The following is a 20,276-nucleotide window of genomic DNA, read 5'->3' as shown; positions in this document are numbered from 1 at the left end:
GCTGCCGCCCCGACGCTCGTCCCCCGAAACCCGGACCCCGGCTGGGTCCCGCCGCCGTACGGCAGGACCGGGTCGCCCCGGTGTGAGCGGCGACCGAGCCCAACCCTACCGGCCCATATGTACGAGGGTCAGTGCTCAGGTGACTCAACAGCCGCCGATGTGACCAGTTCTGTCAGTACACCGTGGCAATCCTTGGGGTGCAGGAAGGTGATTCGTGACCCCATGGAGCCGCGTCGCGGCTCTTCGTACAGAACGCGTACGCCCTTGTCCTTGATGTCCGCGGCGTCCGCGTCGACATCCGCCGTACCGAAAGCGATGTGGTGGACGCCCTCGCCGTTCTTGTCGAGCCACTTGGCGACGGTCGAGTCGGGCCGGGTCGGCTCCAGGAGTTGCAGGTAGGAGGCGCCCCCGTCGGACGTATCGTTGATCTTGAGCATGGCCTCGCGCACACCCTGTTCCTCGTTGACCTCGGTGTGGAACACCTCGAAGCCGTACGTGGAGCGGTAGAACTCGACGGTGGCGTCGAGGTCGTGGCAGGCGATCCCGATGTGGTCGATTCGCGTCAGCATGCAGTCAGTGCAACGCGGCGGAGGTGGTTACGCAACGTGCGCGCGATCACACCGACGGCCCGGTGACGGCACGGAGTGCCACTCAGTACATTCGAAGTAAACCCTCGTTCACTCCTCGGCCCGTGCAGGCCGGTAAGGGGAATCGCAGCTCATGACTGGATCGACTGGTTCCAACGGCACTACCTCGGTGATCGTCGCGGGCGCGCGGACGCCCATGGGACGGCTGCTGGGCTCCCTCAAGTCCTTCTCCGGAGCCGACCTCGGCGGCTTCGCGATCAAGGCCGCCCTCGACCGTGCGGGGATCGGTGGCGACCAGGTGCAGTACGTGATCATGGGCCAGGTGCTCCAGGCCGGGGCGGGGCAGATCCCGGCACGCCAGGCCGCGGTCAAGGCCGGCATCCCGATGAACGTCCCGGCACTCACCGTCAACAAGGTGTGCCTGTCGGGCCTCGACGCGATCGCGCTGGCCGACCAGCTGATCCGCGCGGGTGAGTTCGACGTCGTGGTGGCCGGCGGCCAGGAGTCCATGACCAACGCCCCCCATCTGCTGCCGAAGTCCCGCGAGGGCTTCAAGTACGGGGCGATCGAGATGCTCGACGCGATGGCGTACGACGGTCTGACCGACGCCTTCGAGAACATCGCCATGGGCGAGTCCACGGAGAAGCACAACACGCGCCTCGGGATCGAGCGCCCGGAGCAGGACGAGATCGCCGCGCTGAGCCATCAGAGGGCCGCCGCCGCGCAGAAGAACGGCATCTTCGAGGCGGAGATCACCCCGGTGGAGATCCCCCAGCGCAAGGGCGAGCCGGTCGTCTTCAGCAAGGACGAGGGCATCCGCGCCGACACCACGGCGGAGTCCCTGGGCAAGCTCCGCCCGGCGTTCACCCGGGACGGCACGATCACCGCGGGCACCTCCTCGCAGATCTCCGACGGCGCGGCGGCCGTGGTCGTGATGAGCAAGACCAAGGCGCAGGAGCTCGGCCTGGAGTGGATCGCCGAGATCGGCGCCCACGGCAACGTGGCCGGCCCGGACAACTCGCTCCAGTCCCAGCCCTCGAACGCCATCCTGCACGCGCTGAAGAAGGACGGCCTGGAGGTGTCCGACCTCGACCTCATCGAGATCAACGAGGCCTTCGCCGCCGTCGCGGTGCAGTCAATGAAGGACCTCGGCGTGTCCACGGAAAAGGTGAACGTCAACGGGGGTGCGATCGCCCTGGGTCACCCGATCGGCATGTCCGGCGCCCGGCTCGTGCTGCACCTGGCCCTGGAGCTCAAGCGCCGGGGCGGCGGCGTCGGCGCGGCCGCGCTGTGCGGCGGCGGCGGTCAGGGCGACGCGCTGATCGTCCGGGTCCCCAAGGCCTGAACCCGTCGTACGTCTGCCGTACGACGGTCCGAACGGAACTGAGCGGAACTGAACGGAGCTGTGATGCAGGACGTCTCCTCGCTGGTCGCCCAGGCCAGGGAAGGCCGGCCGCGGGCCGTGGCCCGGCTGATCTCCCTGGTGGAGGGGGCGTCGCCGCAGCTCAGGGAGGTCATGGAGGCGCTGGCCCCGCTCACGGGCAACGCGTACGTGGTCGGCCTGACCGGCTCACCGGGCGTCGGCAAGTCGACGTCGACGTCCGCGCTGGTCACCGCCTACCGCAAGCAGGGCCGCAGGGTCGGCGTGCTGGCCGTCGACCCCTCCTCGCCGTTCTCCGGCGGCGCCCTGCTCGGCGACCGCGTCCGGATGTCGGAGCACGCCTCCGACCCCGGCGTCTACATCCGCTCGATGGCCACCCGGGGCCACCTGGGCGGCCTCGCCTGGGCGGCGCCGCAGGCGATCCGGGTCCTGGACGCGGCGGGCTGCGACGTGATCCTGGTGGAGACGGTCGGCGTGGGCCAGTCGGAGGTCGAGATCGCCTCCCAGGCCGACACCTCCGTCGTCCTGCTCGCACCCGGCATGGGCGACGGCATCCAGGCGGCCAAGGCCGGGATCCTGGAGATCGGGGACGTCTACGTCGTCAACAAGGCCGACCGGGACGGCGCCGACGCCACCGCCCGGGAGCTGAACCACATGCTCGGCCTCGGCGAGGCCCGCGGGCCCGGCGACTGGCGCCCGCCGATCGTGAAGACGGTCGCCGCCCGCGCCGAGGGGGTCGACGAGGTCGTGGAGGCGCTGGAGAAGCACCGCGCGTGGATGGAGGAGCACGGCGTCCTCACCGAGCGGCGCCGCTCGCGCGCGGCCCGCGAGGTCGAGACCATCGCCGTGACGGCCCTGCGTGAGCGCATCGGTGACCTGCACGGGGACCGCCGGCTGAGCACCCTCGCGGAACGCATCGTCGCCGGCGGACTCGACCCCTACCGCGCGGCGGACGAACTGGTGGCAGGCCTCACGGAACACTGACCTGCCGACCCCGGCCGGGTGAGCCGGACGGCGCGGGGATGCGTGGCGGGCGTGTGCCCGGCGCTGGGCGAGCGGCTCGGGGATGCGTGGTCCGGCGCTGGGGTGAGCGGCCGGGAGCGAGGGTGCCCGGCGCTGCCGGGTGAGGCGCGCGGTGCGGAGGCAGGTGCGCGGCGCGGCGCCGGGGTACGTGGCGCGGGGCGGGGGTGTGCCCGGTGCGGGAGCGGGCGGCCGGGGCAGAGGTGCGTGGTGCGGTCCGGCGTGCGGGTGTGCGAGCGCGGGCCGGGGTGGCGGAGCCCGGCGTGAGGGGGCGCGGGCGCGGGCTTGATGTGGGAGCCCGGCGGGGGAGTGTGCGGCCGTGGTGCGTGGTGCGGCGGAGGCCGGTTGGGGGCCGGTGCCGAGAAAAGGGGTCGGTGGGTTCGCGGGCGGGCTGGTAGCGTCCGGGGCGTGTTCCTCCTCTTGGCATAGGGCCCGCCCAGGCCCGCGACCGGTGAGCGGCGTACGGCCGCACCGCTCGCGGCGATCAGGCGTCCCCGTTTCCCTGCCATGAGTCGAGGAACTCCTCATGTCCGCTCCGCCTGCCCCGCGGCCCTCGTACGCCGCCGTCCTGCGCGTCCCGCACGCCCGCCGCACCTTCGCCGCCGCCCTGACCGGCCGGCTGTCCTACGGGATCGTCCCGCTGTCCGTCATGCTCGCCGTGATCCGGTCCTCGGGCTCCTACACGGTGGCGGGCACCGTGATGGCCCTGTTCGGGGCCGCCACCGTGTTCCTGTCGCCCGCCCGGGCTGCCCTGATCGACCGGCACGGGCCGCGCCGGGCGCTCGTGCCGATGACCGCGGCCCATCTGGCGGCGCTCGCCCTGCTGGCGTTCGTCCTCGCCGGCCCGGGCCGCACGGGTGCCGTGCCGGTCGCCGTTCTCGCCGCCGCCGCGGGCGTCTGTGTGCCGCCGCTCGGGCCGACGATGCGGGCGGTGTGGGGCACCCTCACCCCCGACCGCGCCCTGCTGCAACGCGCCTACAGCCTGGACGGGGTCGCCGAGGAACTGCTGTTCGTCACCGGTCCGCTGCTGGTCGGGGTGCTCGTCGGCGTCGCGCCGCCGGTCGCCGGCATCGCCGTCGGGGCGGCCCTGATGGCCGTGGGCACGGCCGGGTTCGTGTCGTCGCCTGCCGTACGGGAGGTCCGTCCGGAGAAGAGCGGCGGCGCCGGCCGGGGCGGCGCCGGGCTGCGCGGGATCGGACGGCCGGTGGCCGCCGTCGCGGGCGTGGGCCTCGCGCTGGGCGTCCTCGATCTGCTGGTCGTGGCCTTCGCCGAACGCCACGGGCCGGGGAGCGGCGGGGCGGGCGCGGCCTGGGTGCTCGCCGCGCTGTCGGCGGGCAGCGCGGTCGGCGGGCTGCTCAACGGCGCCGTGGCCTGGCGGGCACCGGCGACGGCGCGGCTGCCGCTGATCACGGCGGGGCTCGGGCTGGCGCTGTGCGGTGCGGGACTCGCGCCGGGCATCGGCACGCTCACCGTGGCCGTCACGGCCGCCGGGTTCTTCGTGTCCCCGGCGATCACCACGGCCTATCTCCTCGCCGACGAGGCCGCGGCCCCGCAGGCCCGGGTGCGGGCCGGGGCGTGGGTGAACACGGCCGTCAACGCGGGCAGTACGGCCGGTGCGGCGATCGCCGGGGCGCTGGCCGGGCGGCTGCCGGTGGGGCTGTGCTTCGCGGTCACCGGGGCGGTCGTGCTGGCGACGGCGGCGGCCGTGGCCGTCCGCCGGGTCGGGCGGGCCGCGACCGGCCTCGCACCCCTCGCCTGAGCCGAGCCCCCCGTCGAGCCGAGCCGCGGACGCGGACGCCGGCCGCCCGTGCCCTGGTCGGGCACGGGCGGCCGGCGTCCGGTGGTGGTCCGGGTCCGGTGGTCCGGTGGTCCCTCAGGGACGCCCGCGCTGCCCGCGCAGGTGCTCCGCGACGGGCTTCAGGGCCCTGGACAGTTCCGCGGTGGCCTCGGGGGTGAGCAGGTCGACGAAGTGCCGCCGCACGGAGTCCACGTGGTGCGGCGCGACCTTCTGCATCGTCTCCATGCCGTGCTCGGTCAGCACCGCGTACAGGCCGCGGCGGTCCGACTCGCAGTTCTCACGGCGCACCAGGTTCGCGCTCTCCATCCGCGTGATCTGGTGCGAGAGACGGCTCTTGGACTGGAGGGTCGCGGACGCGAGGTCGCTCATCCGCATCCGGACGCCCTCCGACTCGGAGAGGTTCACCAGGATCTCGTAGTCGTTCATGGTCAGGCCGAACGGTTGGAGATCCTTCTCGAGCTGGTACGTCAACAGCCTGTTGACCTCCAGGTGGGTGCGCCAGGCGCACTGCTCCGCATCGGTCAGCCAGCGCGTGGCCGTTTCGGTCTCCATAATTGAAGTCTACCTAAAATGTTGAAAGGCGAACTAGTGTGGGCGGTGTGACGGTGCGCACGCGTTCGATGTCACCCTCCGCAGACTACCGCTCACAGCCCGAAGCGACGTTGCAGGTCCCCGAGCTGTCCGGGAAGGCGCGGTGCGCCGGTTTGCCCTCCGTGGCCGCCGTGCCCACCTGCTCCGGGGCCCCCGCCGGGTACTCCCGGCTCGTGCGGGACCGCTCCCGTGGCCTGCTCCGCCATGAGCAGTTCGGTCGACTGGAGCAGCACCGTACCGGCGCCCACGAACTCGAACTGGTGCTCCTCGCCGGAGGCCCCGCCCAGGCCCGTCAGTGCACGTAGACCGCCCATGACGCCGGTCATGTACCCGTGGTCGTAGTGATGGCACGGGGACGGGCAGTCGGCCCAGCCGACGAGTGCCTGCGGGTCGACCCGGATCGGGGGTTCCATGAACACCACCGGACCGTTAGATGCGGCGACGAACTTGCCGGTTCCGATCAGCGTCAGAAATCCCGGCACGATCGACTGCTTGAGCGACAGACTTGGCTGAAAAGCGAGGAGATTGCCCGAGCGAATGGTCAGGTTGCCGTCGTCCAGATCGTACGAATTCACGTCGAAGGCCCGGTCGGCGAGGAGCATCTTGCCCGAGCCCTCCGCCACCACCCAGTCGCTCGCGTGCAGAGGCGAATGGAAGGAAGTGCGCACCAGACGGTCCAGTCGGCCGTGCCCGACGCCGTTGAAGTCGATCGACCCGTAGTAGGCGATCATCTTCCCCTTCTGGAGGAACCACTGGCTCCCCTTGAGCTCCACGCAGAAGGTGTAGCTGTTGACGTTGTCGTCGACCGGCAGGGTCATCGGGTCGTGCACCGTCGGGCCGCCGCCCGGAGCCCCGTACATGCTCACAGCTTCTCCTCCGACGCCTGGACGAACACCGCACCGCTGCCGCTCAGCTCCAGCTGGAACGCCTCGCCGGAGCCCCGGCCCACCATGTCCCGCCAGCCCAGCGCCGTCGACAGCTTGTTGCGGACGTCGCCGTGGTGGGCGACGTAGGCCTGGGGGTCGACGTGCACCGGGCGCTGCGGGGTGATCGGCACCTCGAAGACCCCGCCGTGCGCCATGACGGCGACCGCGCCCTGGCCCTTGAGGGTGGTGGTGAACAGGCCCTGGCCGCTGACCTGGCCGCGGACCATGCCCATGACCCCGCCCTGGGAGCCGAGGAACATCGTGCCCTGCTGGAGCGTGCCCTCGAAGGCGAGCAGCCGGTCCGCCTCCACGTACAGCGTGTCCCCGCTGAGCCGGATGACCTGGACGTGGTGGCCGCCGTGCCCGAACAGCACCGTGCCGCTGCCCTCGACGGTCATCAGGGGGGTGTCCTCGTTGGCGAGCCGCCGCCCGATCATGGACATCACCCCGCCCTGGCCGCCCTGGACGTTGGGGGTGAAGGACACCTCGCCGCGGTAGGCCAGCATGGCCCCGCGCTGACTGAAGAGCCGCTGACCGGGGACGACGGTCGCCTCGACCATCTTGGAGTTGATCTCACGGAAGGTCATCTCACACGTCCCCCGCGATCGTGTTGCGCTCGCTCGGCTGGACGTACACCAGGCCGTCCCCCTCGAAGCGGATCTGGAAGGCCTCGCCGCCGCCCTCGCCCATCAGGGTGCGGAAGGTCACACCGGACTGGAAGGACTGCCGGACGTTCCCCTGGTGCGCGACATAGGCGCCGGGGTCGACGGTCAGCGGGAACTGCGGGCTGACCCGCAGCACCACCGCCGGGCCGTCCGAGGTGATCGCCGCCTGGCCGGTGCCCTCGACGGTCGTCGTGAACAGCCCGTTGCCCTGCGTCGCGCCGCGCAGGCCGGTGAAACTCGTCCCGGTCCTGAGCCCGCTGTCGGTCGCGAGCAGGTTGCTCGACTCGACGTACAGCTTGTCCCCCTGGAGCCGCACGAGATTGATCTCGGAGGCCCGGTCGGCCAGCCAGCAGATCCCCTGCCCCCTCACCTCCATCATGGTCATCTGCTCACCGGTGAGCCTGCGGGTGACCATCCCCCGGATGCCCTCACCGCCCCCGCTGAGCTTCTTGAACGCCATCTGCCCGTCGTACGCGACCATCGAGCCGTTCTTCGCCTTCACGGCGTCCCCGGTCATGTCGACGGCGAGCACTTTGCTGCCTTGAAGTCGAAACATCGCCACGCTGGGAAGGTATCCGCCACAGGGGTGCGCCGAACAGCACCCAGGGGTGGAGAACGACCCTGAACGCACCCTCACAGGGACGGTTTGCCACAATGGACGAACGCTTGTGCGTGCGTTCACAAACCGTCCGCCGCCGTGCCGCCCCACCCTTGCCGCCCCACCTCTGCCTCCCCACCCCGAAGGTGACCCGTGGACCTGAAGACAGCCTCCGCCCTCCGCCGACTGCGCCTGGTCTCCGCCCCCGAGGCCGTGTCCTTCCTCCTGCTGCTGGTCTGCTCGGTGCTGAAGCGGACCACCGACTTCAACGCGGTGCCCGTGATGGGCATGGTCCACGGCGTGCTCTTCGTCCTCTACGTGCTCTTCTGGGCCGACGCCTGGAACCGCGCGAAGTGGCCGCTGGGCACCGCGGCCCTCTACTTCGTCCTGTCGGTCCTGCCGACCGGCGGCTTCTTCGCCGAGCGCCGGCTGCGCCGCGAGGCCGAGGACGCGGTCATCGCCTCCCGCGCCCGCAAGGAAGGCGTCGTGAACGCATGATCGTCGCCTTCTCGGTCACGCCGCTGGGTGTCGGCGAGGACGTCGGCGAGTACGTCGCCGACGCCGTCCGGGTGGTCCGCGAGTCGGGCCTGCCGAACCGCACGGACGCCATGTTCACCTCCGTCGAGGGCGAGTGGGACGAGGTCATGGACGTCGTCCGGCGCGCCGTCGCCGCCGTCGAGGAGCGCGCCCCCCGGGTCTCCCTCGTGCTGAAGGCGGACATCCGCCCCGGCGTCACGGACGGCCTGACCTCCAAGGTCGAGACGGTGGAACGCCACCTGGAACGGCCCCCTAGCGCCCCGGGCCGCCACGGGACACCCGTTTGAGCGGTAGTCGCTCGAACGGGTCATCCCGGATGACGGTTCGGCCGGTGCCGCCTCGCTAATCTCTCCCGGAGTCGATCAAGTCCCGCTCCCGGCGTGGCTTCGAAGGGGAGTGTGCGGTGGCACGGCGGCGCGGACCGGGGCTGGTCGGCAGGGCGGTCGCGGCGTTCCTGGTGGCGGTGTCGCTGTCGGCGGTCCGCGAGGGGGAGGCCCCCGGGCCGCCCGCCTGCGCGCTCACCCGCGGCGACCTGACCGTCGGCGACCTGCCCGCCGGCTCGTCCGCGCTCGGCTGCCGGGCCGTCGGCCGGGTGGTCACCCACGGGGGCGTCGGAGTGGCGGTGCCCGAACCCGGTACGACGGTCAGCGTCGACGCGCTCACGGCGGACGGCTCGGCGCACGATTTCACCCTGACGGTCGCCGCCGACGGGACGGTCTCCTACGCGTACGAGGCCGCCCGTACGGCGGCACCCCTCACGCGGGCCCGCGCCGACGCCCCCGCGCCCTGCGCCGACGGCGCCTTCTCCACGGCGGGCCGCAAGGAGTACGGCACCTACGAGTGGTTCATCGGCGACGGACCGCTGCCGGGCCGGATCTCCCTCGCCGAGGGCCGGCGGGCCTTCGAGGACGCCATCGCCACCATCACCACGAGCCGCAACGACTGCGGCTACGACGACAGGGTCGCGGCGAAGGCCAGGTTCCTGTCCATGACCGGCAACGAGGCGGGCATCGACCGGGAGGCCCGCTGCGTGCGCCGGGACGGTCTGAGCGTCTGGGACGCGGGCGACATCGGCGGCGACACGGTGGCGACGACCTGTTCGTGGAGCCGCCCGGTGCCGGACGGCCCCGAGGAACTGATGGAGGCGGACGTCCGGTTCAACACGCACGACTTCCCGTTCACCGACCGCCCCGCCGGCGGCTGCACGCGCGCGTACGACATCCGCAGCGTGGCCACGCACGAGGCCGGACACGTCTTCGGCCTCGGCCACGCCGGTCCGGGGCACGAGAACCTGACGATGTACGCGACCTCCTTCGCCTGCTCCACGGGCGCCCGCACCCTGGGCAAGGGCGACGTGCTGGGGCTGCGCAGCCTGTACTGAGCGCGGGTCCTACCGGGCGCCGCCCGCCACCAGCGCCATCCCGAGCGGTGTCCGCTCGTACAGCACCTGGTGGCCGTAGCGCCGGGACACCAGCAGTCCGCCGTCGCGGAGCACCGTCAGGTGCGCGGACACCGAGGACGGGGCGAGGCCGAGCCGGTGGGCGAGCACCGAGGTGGTCGCCGGTTCGTCGAGCGCGGTGAGCACGGCGGCGCGGCCCCGGCCCAGCAGCCGTACCAGCGTCTCGGGGGAGTGCGCGGCGGCCTCGGTCCACAGACCGCCGATACCCCGCGCCGGGTACACCAGCGTCGGCTGCCAGGGTGGGTCGAAGCCGCTCACGACGTCCGGCCAGGAGAACACGCTCGGCATCAGCACCAGGCCCTGGCCGCCGAGGTGACGCTCGTGGTCGCCGTTGGAGTCGATGGTCAGCGTCCCGGCCCGCCAGCCGCACCGGGCATTGATCTCCGGCAGCACCCCGCCCAGGCCCACTTCGGCCAGCCGGCGCGAGTGGAAGGCGACGTCCGCCTCCAGCAGGGCGCGCAGCCGGGGCCAGTCCGGGGCGAGGAGGGTGTGCCAGATCTCCTCCAGCACGTCCGTCAGCTCGCGGATCATCCGCTGCGGGTCGGCCAGCCAGGCCCGGCCGCGGGGCGAGTCCAGCGCGCCGGGGGTGTCCGCGAGGGAGCGGGCGGTGTCCGCGACCGCGGCCCGCGGGTCGGCGGCCCGGACCGCCGCGATCTCCTCCTCGAACCCGGCGGCGGGTCCTACCGGCGGGGGGCACAGCCAGTCGGGGGAGTGGCCGCGGCGCGGCATCAGCAGCCACAGCCCGCTCAGGTCGAGCGCCTCGGCGGCCGTGCGGATCCGGCGCAGCCAGGGTGTGTGGTAGCCCTGCCGGTCGGGCCGTTTCAGGGTCCGCGCGACCTCCTGCGTCTCCCACAGCGGGGACACCGCGAAGCGGCAGCGCAGGAAGTCGTCCTCCCCGAAGTGCAGATGTGACGGCACGGACCTGGCCTCCCGGACATTCGGCTGTGGCCGAAACTTTAGGCCCTGCGGGTCCGTCCGAGCACGCTGCTGCCATGCAAGAAGCCCCCACCCCGCCACCCGCCACGCCCGCCATGCCCCCCACGGGGGCCGGCGCCGCGGTACCCCCGGCGTCCCCGCCCGCCGCCGCGCCCGCCGAGCCCGGGACGGCCTCGGCCGGGTACCTCCGGGTGTTCGCCGTCCGGGAGTTCCGGGCCGTGTTCGCCGCGCACCTGCTCTCCATGCTCGGTGTGATCGTCGCCGAGGTCGCGCTGTCCGTCCTGGTCTACGACCTCACCGGCTCGCCCCTGATGAGCGCCCTGGCCTGGGCCCTCGGCTTCCTGCCCTACGTCGTCGGCGGCACGCTGCTCGCCGGGGTCGCCGACCGCTTCCCGGCCCGGCGCGTACTGGTGGCCTGCGACCTGGTGTGCGCGGCGTGCGTGGTGCCGATGACGGCGCAAGGGGCGCCCCTCGCCGCACTGCTCGCCCTGCGCTGCTGCCTCGCCGTCGTCTCGCCGGTCTTCGCCGGCACCCGGATGGCCACCCTCGCGGACATCCTCGGCGACGGCGACCTGTTCGTCCTCGGCCGCTCCCTGCTGCGCATCACCGCGCAGAGCGCGCTGCTCGCCGGCTTCGGACTGGGCGGGCTGCTGCTCACCGTGGCCTCCCCGCGGCAGGCCCTGCTGGTCACCGTCGCCACCTTCCTCGCCTCCGCCGCCCTGCTGCGCCTGGGCACCCGCCGCAGGCCCGCGCGGGCCCGGACCGGCGGCGCGCTGGTCACGGACTCCCTCGAGGGCGCCGGGCGGATCCTCGCCGACCGGAGGGTGCGGGCGCTGCTGCTCCTCTTCTGGGTGCCGCCGTTCTTCACGGTCGCCCCGGAGGCGCTGTCCGCGCCGTACGCCGACGAGCTCGGTGCGGGGTCCGCCGGCCTGGGTCTGCTGATGTGCGCGCTGCCGGCCGGTGCGATCGCCGGTGAGCTGTACGCGGGGTCCCGGCTGCGTCCCGTCACCCGTGAGCGCGTCGCGCTGCCGCTCGTCTGTGTGACCCTGCTGCCCTACCTCGGGTACGCCCTCCACCCCGGCCTCGCCGTGTCCCTGATCCTGCTGGTGGTCTCGGGCGCCGGGTCGGCGTACACCCTCGGCCTCGACCAGTGGATCGTCCGGGACGTGCCCGACGAGCTGCGCGGACGGGCCATGACGCTGCTCACCGCCGGGCTCATGACGTTCCAGGGCGTCGGCATGGCCCTGGCGGGGGTGGCCGCGGAGCTGGTGGGGGTCACGGGGGCGGTCACGGGGGCCGGTGCGCTGGGCACGCTCTGCTGCGTCCTGGCGGCCCGGGAGGTCCGGCGGACCGAAACGCGAGACGGGGCTGACCATGATGTGACCGGCCGGTAAGGTCTGGAGGCGTGCCGAAACCGCCCAGTCTCCCCTTCGACCCCATCGCCCGCGCCGACGAGCTCTGGAAGCAGCGCTGGGGGAGCGTGCCGTCCATGGCCGCGATCACCTCGATCATGCGCGCGCACCAGATCCTGCTCGCCGGGGTCGACGCCGTGGTCAAGCCCTACGGCCTGACCTTCGCGCGCTTCGAGGCACTGGTGCTGCTCACCTTCTCCAAGGAGGGCGAGCTGACCATGTCGAAGATCGGCGAGCGGCTCCAGGTGCACCCCACCTCGGTGACGAACACCGTCGACCGGCTGGTCAGGTCGGGTCTGGTGGCCCGCCGTCCCAACCCCAACGACGGCCGCGGCACCCTCGCCGTCATCACCGACAAGGGCCGTGAGGTCGTCGAGGCGGCCACCCGCGACCTGATGGCGATGGACTTCGGGCTCGGGGTGTACGACGCCGAGGAGTGCGGGGAGATCTTCGCGATGCTCAGGCCGCTGCGGGTGGCCGCGGGCGACTTCGACGAGGAGTGACCCGGGGCAAGATCTCCCGGAACGGGTCGTTACGCTCGTCGGCATGAAGAAGAGCGTGCTGACCCGCTACCGCGTCCTGGCCTACGTCACCGGTGTGCTGCTGGTCCTGCTGTGCCTGGGCATGATCGCCAAGTACGGCCTGGACGTCGACGGGGCCGCGGACTTCACCCGCGTCGTCGCCATCGCGCACGGCTGGCTCTACGTCCTCTACCTGGTCTTCGCCTTCGACCTGGGCTCCAAGGCGAAGTGGCCGGTCGGCAAGCAGCTGTGGGTGCTCCTCGCCGGGACCGTCCCGACGGCCGCCTTCTTCGTGGAGCGGAAGATCAGCCGCGAGCTCGACGCCGGCTCCGCGGGCCAGGCGCCCGTGGCCGCCAAGGTCTGAACCCCGCCGGTCCCGGCGCGGTACGCACGCCACGCGCGGGTGCACGGCGCCGTGGGCGCGCACCCGTACCGGTGGTCACGGACAGTTACTAGGACGTCCCAGCGGTTTCCCATCGACATTTACTTGGACGTCCTAGTAAATTCGAAGCATGGACGCTGACGCCATCGAGGAGGGCCGCCGCCGCTGGCAGGCCCGGTACGACGCATCGCGCAAGCGCGAGGCCGACTTCACGACGCTCTCCGGGGACCCCGTGGAGCCGGCGTACGGGCCCCGGCCCGGTGACGCCTACGAAGGCTTCGAGCGGATCGGCTGGCCGGGGGAGTACCCCTTCACGCGCGGCCTGTACCCGACCGGCTACCGGGGGCGTACGTGGACCATCCGGCAGTTCGCCGGGTTCGGCAACGCCGAGCAGACCAACGAGCGCTACAAGATGATCCTCGCCAACGGCGGCGGGGGACTGTCCGTGGCGTTCGACATGCCCACGCTGATGGGACGCGACTCCGACGACCGGCGCTCGCTCGGCGAGGTCGGGCACTGCGGCGTCGCGATCGACTCGGCCGCCGACATGGAGGTCCTGTTCAAGGACATCCCGCTGGGCGACGTCACGACCTCCATGACGATCAGCGGGCCGGCCGTCCCCGTGTTCTGCATGTACCTCGTCGCCGCCGAACGGCAGGGCGTCGATCCGGGCGTCCTCAACGGCACGCTCCAGACCGACATCTTCAAGGAGTACATCGCCCAGAAGGAGTGGCTCTTCCAGCCCGAGCCGCACCTGCGCCTGATCGGCGACCTGATGGAGTACTGCGCGGCCGGCATCCCCGCCTACAAGCCGCTGTCCGTCTCCGGCTACCACATCCGCGAGGCCGGCGCGACGGCCGCCCAGGAGCTGGCCTACACGCTGGCGGACGGCTTCGGGTACGTCGAACTGGGGCTCAGCCGCGGTCTCGACGTGGACGTCTTCGCCCCCGGGCTCTCCTTCTTCTTCGACGCGCACGTCGACTTCTTCGAGGAGATCGCCAAGTTCCGCGCGGCGCGCAGGATCTGGGCGCGCTGGATGCGCGACGTCTACGGGGCCCGCTCCGACAAGGCGCAGTGGCTGAGGTTCCACACCCAGACCGCCGGGGTGTCGCTCACCGCCCAGCAGCCGTACAACAACGTCGTGCGCACGGCCGTGGAGGCCCTCGCGGCGGTGCTCGGCGGGACCAACTCGCTGCACACGAACGCCCTCGACGAGACCCTCGCGCTGCCCAGCGAGCAGGCGGCGGAGATCGCGCTGCGCACCCAGCAGGTGCTGATGGAGGAGACCGGCGTCGCCAACGTCGCCGACCCGCTGGGCGGTTCCTGGTACGTCGAGCAGCTGACGGACCGTATCGAGGCCGACGCCGAGAAGATCTTCGAGCAGATCCGGGAGCGCGGGCTGCGGGCCCACCCCGACGGACGGCACCCGATCGGGCCGATCACCTCCGGCATCCTGCGGGGGATCGAGGACGGCTGGTTCACCGGGGAGATCGCGGAGTCCGCGTTCCGCTACCAGCAGGCCCTGGAGAAGGGGGAGAAGCGGGTCGTCGGCGTCAACGCGCACCACGGTTCGGTGACCGGGGACCTGGAGATCCTGCGCGTCAGCCACGAGGTGGAGCGCGAGCAGGTGCGGGCGCTGGCCGCGCGCAAGGCCGCCCGGGACGAGACGGCGGTGCGGGGCGCGCTCGACGCGATGCTGGCCGCCGCCCGTGACGGTTCCAACATGATCGCGCCGATGCTGGACGCGGTACGGGCCGAAGCGACCCTGGGGGAGATCTGCGACGTGCTGCGCGACGAGTGGGGGATCTACACCGAGCCCCCGGGCTTCTGACCGCCGCCACCATCGCTGCCGCTGCCGCCCGCCGGGGTTTTCGCCCCCGGTCCGGGCGGCAGCGCCGTCTCGGGGGTGCGGGGCGCGGGGCGTGAGGCCGAGGGGGCGCGAGCGAGGCCGGGGTCGGGGCCGCTCGCGGGGCCCGGGTGCGACTCGCGGGGCCGGTGGAGCCGACTCGCGGGGCCGGTGGAGCCTGCTTGTGCGGCGGGTGTGCTCAGGCCGGGGCGGGAGGTCCGGACGGCGGGTCGTCGGGCGTGGTGGTGGACGCCGTGAGGCCCAGGAGCAGGACCCGGGTGAAGCTGCGTACCCACTCCTCGTCCGCCGGTTCCGCGCTGACCAGGGTGCGGTGCACCACCGCGCCCGCCACGACGTCGAAGATGAGGTCGACCGTGCGGGCGGCCTCGGCCGGGTCGGTCTGCGGGGGGAGCTCGCCGCGCGCCTGGGCGCGGGCGCGGCCCTCCAGGACCAGATCCTTCTGCGGGTCGACGATGGAGGCGCGGATGCGCTCGCGCAGGGCGTCGTCGCGGGTGGACTCGGCGACGGCCGCCATCAGCCCGCTCTTGGCCTCCGGCCGGGCCAGGATGGCCGCGAACTGGAGGACCACGCCCTCGATGTCGGCGGCGAGGCTGCCGCGGTCGGGGAGTTCGAGTTCGCCGAAGAGTTCGGCGACCGCGTCGACGACCAGTTCGTTCTTTCCGGCCCAGCGGCGGTAGAGGGTCGTCTTGGCGACCCCTGCGCGCGTCGCGACGTCCCCCAGCGTCAGTTTCGACCAGCCCAGTTCGACCAGCGCCTCCCGGGTCGCGGCCAGGATCGCGGCGTCCGCGGCGGCGCTGCGCGGACGGCCGGGACGGCAGGCGGGGGTGCGGATCTGCATTCCCCGACCATAACCGGCGGTTTGTCATGGCCTTTGGTGAGGGAGATCACCGGGGTGTGGTGTTGCGCAGGCACCCGGTGCCATTACGCTACGACTCGTAGCGAAAGCTCGCGCTGGACGTGCGCGGGCCGGTGGCCCGACGGGGCGCGGGGTGGGGACCCCGGCGCTCGTGTTCGGGATGTTCGGGACGTATTCGGAACGCTTTTCACGTACACGCGCGGACGGGGGAGGATAGACGCATGCAGCCACGGAACATGTCCATGAGCGGAGTCGTCGACCTCGCCGCGGTGAAGGCGGCCCAGGAGGCCAAGGCGAAGGCGGAGCAGACGCGCGCCGAAACGGCACGGCAGGGCGGCGCGGGGGCCGTCTCCCCGGCCGATCTCGTCATCGACGTAGATGAGGCGGGCTTCGAGCGGGAGGTTCTCCAGCGCTCCGCCGAGGTGCCCGTCGTCATCGACTTCTGGGCCGAGTGGTGCCAGCCCTGCAAGCAGCTGAGCCCCGTCCTCGAACGGCTCGCCGTCGAGTACGACGGCCGCTTCCTGCTCGCCAAGATCGACGTCGACGCCAACCAGATGCTGATGCAGCAGTTCGGGGTGCAGGGCATCCCGGCCGTCTTCGCGGTCGTCGCGGGACAGGCGCTGCCGCTCTTCCAGGGGGCCGCGAGCGAGGGGCAGATCCGCCAGACCCTCGACCAGCTGGTGCAGGTCGCCGAGCAGCGGTTCGGGCTCACGGGCCTGACGGTCGACGCCGACGCGGGGCCCGGCGCCCCGGAGGCCGCCGAGGCCGAACCCGTCGGGCCGTACGACGCGCTGCTCGAGGCGGCCGTGCGGGCCCTGGACGCCGGTGACTTCGGGGGAGCGGTCCAGGCCTACAAGAACGTGCTCGCCGACGACCCGGGCAACAGCGAGGCGCGACTCGGGCTCGCGCAGGCCGAGTTGCTCGAGCGGGTCGGCGGCATGGATCCGCAGCGGGTGCGCGGGGACGCCGCCGCCTCGCCCAAGGACGCCGCGGCCCAGATCGCCGCTGCCGACCTGGACCTGGTGGGGGGTCATGTCGAGGACGCGTTCGGGCGGCTCATCGACACCGTGCGCATCACGGCCGGCGACGACCGGGACGCCGTACGGGTGCGGCTGCTGGAGCTGTTCGAGGTGGTGGGGCCGGACGACCCGCGGGTGGCGGCGGCCCGGCGTGCGCTGGCGCGCGCCCTGTTCTGAGGTGCCCGGGCGCCGGTTCTGACCAGTCACTAAACGTCGGAGCCCGTGGTGCCCGAGTGAAAATTTCGCCGAGGTGGTTCCCCAGCGGCCGCGCTTTACCAAATCTTGGTAAACGCGGCCGCTGTTACTGCAAGTAAGAGTCGGGCGTTGGTCTGTCGGTTTCTGTCCATCGATCAACAGTTTTGTCCCGGGCTCCGATGACACCCTGTGTTGCCGGTCGAGACCTGCGGGTCGTTGTTCGGTTATCCCGCCGTTACTAGCGAGTAACGAACCCCCTTGTGCGGGCGGCGAGAATGCACCACGATCGGCCACGCTCGGTCCAATCCCGTACCCCGACAGCCGGTTGGGTCAACGGGTTTTCCTGGGTCCCCACCGAGCAGAGCCGCCGGCAGTGGAGTCGGCTCTTGGACAGGGGGGTCTTCGCTGCGTCGAAGCCTGTCCAGCAAGGTTGTGCGTGATGCGTGTCAGGCGCGACCAGTGGTTGTCGCTCGGGGGTGATCGCCGGTGATCGGTGCGCGGTTCGCGCCTCCGGAACAGGCGCTCCCCTTCCCGAGGACGTAGCACTTCTCCCATCCCTGCCCGGCTGAGCCGCCGTACCAGGGGGCCAGTCAGGGGCAGGAGATGTACGTCCGAGAAGGAGGAAATATGGAGTCCCAGGTGCGTGGCGGGACCAGATGGAAGCGCTTCGCTGTGGTCATGGTGCCCAGCGTCGCGGCTACGGCTTGTATAGGTGTCGCCCTCGCGCAGGGTGCGCTGGCCGCGTCGTTCAGCGTCTCCGGTCAGTCGTTCAAGGTGAGCGCCGACCGGCTCGACGGCACGGGCTTCTCGCAGTACGGCGCGATCGACTCGGGTTACACCCTCGACGGCAAGAAGACGGCTCACCCCGTCGCCGTCTCGGCGTTCAAGAGCGCCTCGATCACGAACATGTGCCAGTCCGTGGTCACCCCGAACATCCCGCTGCTCGGCTCCGTCAGCCTTCAGCTGAAGGCGGGCGGCAACGGTACTCCGGTCGAGGCCGAGAACCTGTACATCGACGTCGAGGACCTGAGCGCGGACGCCGTGTTCCGGGGCATCGACATCGGTGTGGCCGCGAAGGACGCCACCAAGGGTCCGGGCCTCAAGAGCGGTGACACGGCCAACCCGTACGGGTTCGCCCAGCAGGCGGACTCCGCCACGCTGACCGACGTGAAGCAGACGGCGTGGGCCACCACCGCCGGAACCTTCAAGCTCAGCGGCCTGAAGATGTCGCTGTCGACGGGTGTCAAGGAGTGCTACTAAGCACTCTCTGACGGGCGGGGGAGCCTATGGCGCCCCCGCCCGTCCAGTCTGAAGCCAGGGGCTTCACCAGACGTACGACTCACCACCACAGCAAAGCCGCACCAGGGAGCTGTTTTCCATGAGCGCCGAGACCCCTGTAGCCCCCGGCCAGTTCACCCGCCGGAGGCAGCAGTTCCGCGCCTGGCGGGGAACCAGGCCGTTCTGGGCGGGCCTGTTCGTCCTACTCGCCGGCTTCCCCATCGCCTACTTCCCTTACGCGCACCTCCAGGTGGGCCACCTGACCCTGGCGATGGCGACCACCGCGGGAGCCGGGTCGCTGATCATCGGCGGTCTGCTCGGCGTCCTCGGCATCAGTCTGTGGTTCCAGAAGCACGTCCAGGTCTTCGCGGGTGTCGCGGCCATCCTGCTCGGCCTGGTGTCGATCCCGGTGTCCAACCTCGGCGGCTTCCTCATCGGCTTCCTGCTGGCGCTCGTCGGCGGGGCCATGGCCGTGTCCTGGGCGCCGGGCACCCCGCCCGCCGCTCCGGCGCCGGAGGCCGGAGCCACCGCCGGAGACGCCCCCGAGGGCGTGTTCCCTGCACCCCCCGCCGGCGACCTCACGGCGAACCCGTACAGCACGGGCCCCGCCCCCACCGCGAAGCCGTCCTTCACCAAGGACGACGGGGCCGGCGAGCCGCACGATCTGCACGATCTGTCAGGAACGAGCCCGGCCAACGGGGCGAACGGGAGGCACAGTGCCGGCTGACGAGGTTTCCACCGGGAGCGATGTGGACGCTGCCCGCGTGAGAACCACCGGGCCGCGGCACGCGGCACCCAAGAAGCCCCTCTTCACCAGGCTCCACATGCCGGCCGGCAAGGCGATAGCCCTGGCGGCCATGCCCACCGCCGTCCTGATGGGCATGGGCTTCACGCCCACCCTCGCCAACGCCGAGGACCAGCCGGCGTCCAAGAGCCTCACCATCGACGAGTACAAGGACTGCGTGGCGGCCCTGGAAGGCGCGGACGCCTCCGCGTCGGCCTCCCCGTCGCCGTCCTCCTCGGCGAGCGCGAGCGAGTCCGCCGACGACTCGAAGGGCGACTCCAAGGACGACGCGAAGGACGACTCCAAGGGCGGCTCCTCGGACGGTTCCGCGGACGACTCCAAGGGCGGCTCCAGCGGTTCGGGCGGTTCCGGTTCGTCGGATTCAGGTTCCGACGACACGGCCGAGCCCGCACCGAGCGCGTCCTCCGAGGCGGCCGCCCCGGAGAAGGCGGCGACGTCGGGCGACACTGCTACGGCGAGCCCTTCGGCCACCGAGACGAGCAAGAACGTCCTGGAGACCATCGGCGACGCCATCACCGACCTCTTCGACGGCAAGGACTCCGGCACGACGGCCACTCAGAGTCCCTCGCCGTCCGCCTCGGCCTCGGCCGGCGACGCGTCCGGTGACTCCGGCTCGGGCTCCTCGGACACCTCCGGGTCCTCCGGCTCGGGTTCCTCCGGTTCCTCGGGCAAGGACTCGACGGGCACGTCCGGTTCGTCCGGCACGACGAAGGACACCACCGACGCCGTCACCGGCACGGTGAAGGACACCGCCAAGGACGCCGCCGGCACGGCCGGGAAGGCCACCGAGGACACCGAGAAGGCCGCCGAGGACGCCACGGCGTCGCCGAGCCCCTCGGAGAGCGCGACCACGGACGCCGAGGACTGCCCCGCCGCCACGGACGACGAGGGCGGCATCGACAACAAGATCCGGCTGCCCGACGACCCCTGGTTCCTGAACGCCAGCTCGCTGCTCCTCAAGGGCGCCGACTACCAGGGTGTCGTCAAGGTCAAGACCGCCAACGGCACGGTCAAGGAGGTGCTGAAGTACGTCATCTCCGGCGGCACCGACATCGGCGACCTGCACCAGACCGTGAACGACAAGCAGAGCGGCAAGACCTACCACGTGCAGGCGGGCAAGGGCACCACGTCCACCATCAAGGACGGTGACACGGTGATGTACACGGAGAGCATCTCCGGCAACCTGTTCGGCCTGATCCCCGTGACGTTCAGCCCGAAGAGCCCGCCCCCGCTGAACATCCCGCTGATCTACTTCACCAACGCGAAGGTCCAGCAGGCCGGCCAGTTCGGCGGCACGCTCACCGTCCCCGGGCTGCACCAGTACACGACCGACTGACACCGCGGGGCGAGGCCGGGACGCCGAGCCCCCAGGAGCCCGTCCGGGAGCCGCGACGACGCGAAGGGCGCCCCCTGTCACAGGGGGCGCCCTCCGTGTGTTCCGGA

At 71.9% G+C, this 20,276-nt stretch carries 21 protein-coding genes; 14 read left to right on the top strand and 7 right to left on the bottom strand.

The features are described 5' to 3' along the window. Positions 1-128 precede the first annotated feature (128 nt). Complete coding sequence (mce, locus tag Saso_RS34360; RefSeq protein WP_189919632.1) at positions 129-569, bottom strand: methylmalonyl-CoA epimerase; 441 nt, start codon at positions 567-569, stop codon at positions 129-131. Positions 570-720: 151 nt separating this feature from the next. Between mce and Saso_RS34355 the strand changes: the two genes are divergently transcribed. From Saso_RS34355 to Saso_RS34345, 3 genes are all read left to right on the top strand, one after another. After that, entirely contained in the window at positions 721-1,932 is a 1,212-nt protein-coding gene (locus Saso_RS34355) for an acetyl-CoA C-acetyltransferase (protein WP_189919630.1), read from the top strand. A gap of 63 nt (positions 1,933-1,995) precedes the next feature. Further along, a complete protein-coding gene (meaB, locus tag Saso_RS34350; RefSeq protein WP_189919629.1) occupies positions 1,996-2,952 on the top strand; it encodes a methylmalonyl Co-A mutase-associated GTPase MeaB in 957 nt (318 codons plus the stop codon). Positions 2,953-3,514: 562 nt separating this feature from the next. Next, a complete protein-coding gene (locus Saso_RS34345) occupies positions 3,515-4,747 on the top strand; it encodes an MFS transporter (RefSeq protein WP_189919627.1) in 1,233 nt (410 codons plus the stop codon). A 114-nt stretch (positions 4,748-4,861) separates the two neighbouring features. On the opposite strand, the gene Saso_RS34340 is transcribed toward Saso_RS34345, so the two are convergent. The 4 genes from Saso_RS34340 to Saso_RS34325 form a co-directional block, all read right to left on the bottom strand. After that, the gene (locus Saso_RS34340) at positions 4,862-5,338 is read right to left on the bottom strand and encodes a MarR family winged helix-turn-helix transcriptional regulator (protein ID WP_189919625.1); all 477 of its coding nucleotides are present in this window, start codon (positions 5,336-5,338) and stop codon (positions 4,862-4,864) included. A gap of 92 nt (positions 5,339-5,430) precedes the next feature. Next, positions 5,431-6,237, bottom strand: a complete 807-nt coding sequence (locus Saso_RS34335) for an AIM24 family protein (RefSeq protein WP_189920485.1) — start codon at positions 6,235-6,237, stop codon at positions 5,431-5,433. Positions 6,238-6,239: 2 nt separating this feature from the next. Continuing rightward, entirely contained in the window at positions 6,240-6,890 is a 651-nt protein-coding gene (locus Saso_RS34330; protein WP_189919623.1) for an AIM24 family protein, read from the bottom strand. Between the two features lies 1 nt (position 6,891). After that, positions 6,892-7,524, bottom strand: a complete 633-nt coding sequence (locus Saso_RS34325; protein WP_189920484.1) for an AIM24 family protein — start codon at positions 7,522-7,524, stop codon at positions 6,892-6,894. Between the two features lie 195 nt (positions 7,525-7,719). Between Saso_RS34325 and Saso_RS34320 the strand changes: the two genes are divergently transcribed. From Saso_RS34320 to Saso_RS38855, 3 genes are all read left to right on the top strand, one after another. Next, positions 7,720-8,064: a DUF3817 domain-containing protein gene (locus Saso_RS34320; RefSeq protein ID WP_189919621.1), complete on the top strand. Its 345-nt coding sequence runs from the start codon at positions 7,720-7,722 to the stop codon at positions 8,062-8,064. Further along, positions 8,061-8,390 (top strand): MTH1187 family thiamine-binding protein, encoded by a 330-nt coding sequence (locus Saso_RS34315; RefSeq protein WP_189919619.1) that lies wholly within the window; start codon positions 8,061-8,063, stop codon positions 8,388-8,390. Before Saso_RS34320 ends, Saso_RS34315 begins: the two co-directional genes overlap by 4 nt. Positions 8,391-8,506: 116 nt before the next feature. Then, positions 8,507-9,484 carry a matrixin family metalloprotease gene (locus tag Saso_RS38855; RefSeq protein ID WP_189919617.1) on the top strand — a complete coding sequence of 326 codons (978 nt, stop codon included), beginning with the start codon at positions 8,507-8,509 and terminating at the stop codon, positions 9,482-9,484. 9 nt (positions 9,485-9,493) lie between these two features. On the opposite strand, the gene Saso_RS34305 is transcribed toward Saso_RS38855, so the two are convergent. Beyond that, positions 9,494-10,480: an ArsR/SmtB family transcription factor gene (locus tag Saso_RS34305; RefSeq protein WP_189919615.1), complete on the bottom strand. Its 987-nt coding sequence runs from the start codon at positions 10,478-10,480 to the stop codon at positions 9,494-9,496. A 74-nt stretch (positions 10,481-10,554) separates the two neighbouring features. Between Saso_RS34305 and Saso_RS34300 the strand changes: the two genes are divergently transcribed. From Saso_RS34300 to Saso_RS34285, 4 genes are all read left to right on the top strand, one after another. Then, positions 10,555-11,892, top strand: a complete 1,338-nt coding sequence (locus Saso_RS34300; protein ID WP_189919614.1) for an MFS transporter — start codon at positions 10,555-10,557, stop codon at positions 11,890-11,892. Positions 11,893-11,903: 11 nt separating this feature from the next. Then, positions 11,904-12,413, top strand: coding sequence for a MarR family winged helix-turn-helix transcriptional regulator (locus Saso_RS34295; RefSeq protein WP_189919612.1), 510 nt, complete (start codon positions 11,904-11,906; stop codon positions 12,411-12,413). Between the two features lie 43 nt (positions 12,414-12,456). Then, complete coding sequence (locus tag Saso_RS34290) at positions 12,457-12,795, top strand: DUF3817 domain-containing protein (RefSeq protein WP_189919610.1); 339 nt, start codon at positions 12,457-12,459, stop codon at positions 12,793-12,795. A gap of 148 nt (positions 12,796-12,943) precedes the next feature. Continuing rightward, complete coding sequence (locus tag Saso_RS34285; RefSeq protein WP_189919608.1) at positions 12,944-14,644, top strand: acyl-CoA mutase large subunit family protein; 1,701 nt, start codon at positions 12,944-12,946, stop codon at positions 14,642-14,644. Between the two features lie 214 nt (positions 14,645-14,858). Here the strand turns inward: Saso_RS34285 and Saso_RS34280 are convergent, their stop codons facing one another. Next, positions 14,859-15,518, bottom strand: a complete 660-nt coding sequence (locus tag Saso_RS34280; protein ID WP_189919606.1) for a TetR/AcrR family transcriptional regulator — start codon at positions 15,516-15,518, stop codon at positions 14,859-14,861. Positions 15,519-15,757: 239 nt separating this feature from the next. Between Saso_RS34280 and Saso_RS34275 the strand changes: the two genes are divergently transcribed. From Saso_RS34275 to Saso_RS34260, 4 genes are all read left to right on the top strand, one after another. Beyond that, positions 15,758-16,732: a tetratricopeptide repeat protein gene (locus Saso_RS34275; protein ID WP_189919604.1), complete on the top strand. Its 975-nt coding sequence runs from the start codon at positions 15,758-15,760 to the stop codon at positions 16,730-16,732. 645 nt (positions 16,733-17,377) lie between these two features. Beyond that, positions 17,378-18,010, top strand: coding sequence for a DUF6230 family protein (locus Saso_RS34270; RefSeq protein ID WP_189919603.1), 633 nt, complete (start codon positions 17,378-17,380; stop codon positions 18,008-18,010). A gap of 118 nt (positions 18,011-18,128) precedes the next feature. Then, positions 18,129-18,755 carry a DUF6114 domain-containing protein gene (locus Saso_RS34265; RefSeq protein ID WP_189919600.1) on the top strand — a complete coding sequence of 209 codons (627 nt, stop codon included), beginning with the start codon at positions 18,129-18,131 and terminating at the stop codon, positions 18,753-18,755. Then, the gene (locus Saso_RS34260) at positions 18,745-20,169 is read left to right on the top strand and encodes a hypothetical protein (protein ID WP_189919598.1); all 1,425 of its coding nucleotides are present in this window, start codon (positions 18,745-18,747) and stop codon (positions 20,167-20,169) included. The genes Saso_RS34265 and Saso_RS34260 overlap by 11 nt, the downstream gene beginning before the upstream one ends. Positions 20,170-20,276: the final 107 nt, after the last annotated feature.

Source organism: Streptomyces asoensis (genome assembly GCF_016860545.1).
Taxonomy (GTDB): Bacteria; Actinomycetota; Actinomycetes; order Streptomycetales; family Streptomycetaceae; genus Streptomyces; species Streptomyces asoensis.
Note: the sequence above shows the minus strand (reverse complement) of the source record. Positions and strands in the feature narration are given on the sequence as shown.

Excerpts from the sequence above, each read along its gene's own strand:
- mce (WP_189919632.1), bottom strand. The coding sequence starts at position 569 with ATGCTGACGCGAATCGACCACATCGGGATCGCCTGCCACGACCTCGAC.
- Saso_RS34355 (WP_189919630.1), top strand. The coding sequence starts at position 721 with ATGACTGGATCGACTGGTTCCAACGGCACTACCTCGGTGATCGTCGCG.
- meaB (WP_189919629.1), top strand. The coding sequence starts at position 1,996 with ATGCAGGACGTCTCCTCGCTGGTCGCCCAGGCCAGGGAAGGCCGGCCG.
- Saso_RS34345 (WP_189919627.1), top strand. The coding sequence starts at position 3,515 with ATGTCCGCTCCGCCTGCCCCGCGGCCCTCGTACGCCGCCGTCCTGCGC.
- Saso_RS34340 (WP_189919625.1), bottom strand. The coding sequence starts at position 5,338 with ATGGAGACCGAAACGGCCACGCGCTGGCTGACCGATGCGGAGCAGTGC.
- Saso_RS34335 (WP_189920485.1), bottom strand. The coding sequence starts at position 6,237 with ATGTACGGGGCTCCGGGCGGCGGCCCGACGGTGCACGACCCGATGACC.
- Saso_RS34330 (WP_189919623.1), bottom strand. The coding sequence starts at position 6,890 with ATGACCTTCCGTGAGATCAACTCCAAGATGGTCGAGGCGACCGTCGTC.
- Saso_RS34325 (WP_189920484.1), bottom strand. The coding sequence starts at position 7,524 with ATGTTTCGACTTCAAGGCAGCAAAGTGCTCGCCGTCGACATGACCGGG.
- Saso_RS34315 (WP_189919619.1), top strand. The coding sequence starts at position 8,061 with ATGATCGTCGCCTTCTCGGTCACGCCGCTGGGTGTCGGCGAGGACGTC.
- Saso_RS34300 (WP_189919614.1), top strand. The coding sequence starts at position 10,555 with ATGCAAGAAGCCCCCACCCCGCCACCCGCCACGCCCGCCATGCCCCCC.
- Saso_RS34290 (WP_189919610.1), top strand. The coding sequence starts at position 12,457 with ATGAAGAAGAGCGTGCTGACCCGCTACCGCGTCCTGGCCTACGTCACC.
- Saso_RS34285 (WP_189919608.1), top strand. The coding sequence starts at position 12,944 with ATGGACGCTGACGCCATCGAGGAGGGCCGCCGCCGCTGGCAGGCCCGG.
- Saso_RS34280 (WP_189919606.1), bottom strand. The coding sequence starts at position 15,518 with ATGCAGATCCGCACCCCCGCCTGCCGTCCCGGCCGTCCGCGCAGCGCC.
- Saso_RS34275 (WP_189919604.1), top strand. The coding sequence starts at position 15,758 with ATGCAGCCACGGAACATGTCCATGAGCGGAGTCGTCGACCTCGCCGCG.
- Saso_RS34270 (WP_189919603.1), top strand. The coding sequence starts at position 17,378 with ATGGAGTCCCAGGTGCGTGGCGGGACCAGATGGAAGCGCTTCGCTGTG.
- Saso_RS34265 (WP_189919600.1), top strand. The coding sequence starts at position 18,129 with ATGAGCGCCGAGACCCCTGTAGCCCCCGGCCAGTTCACCCGCCGGAGG.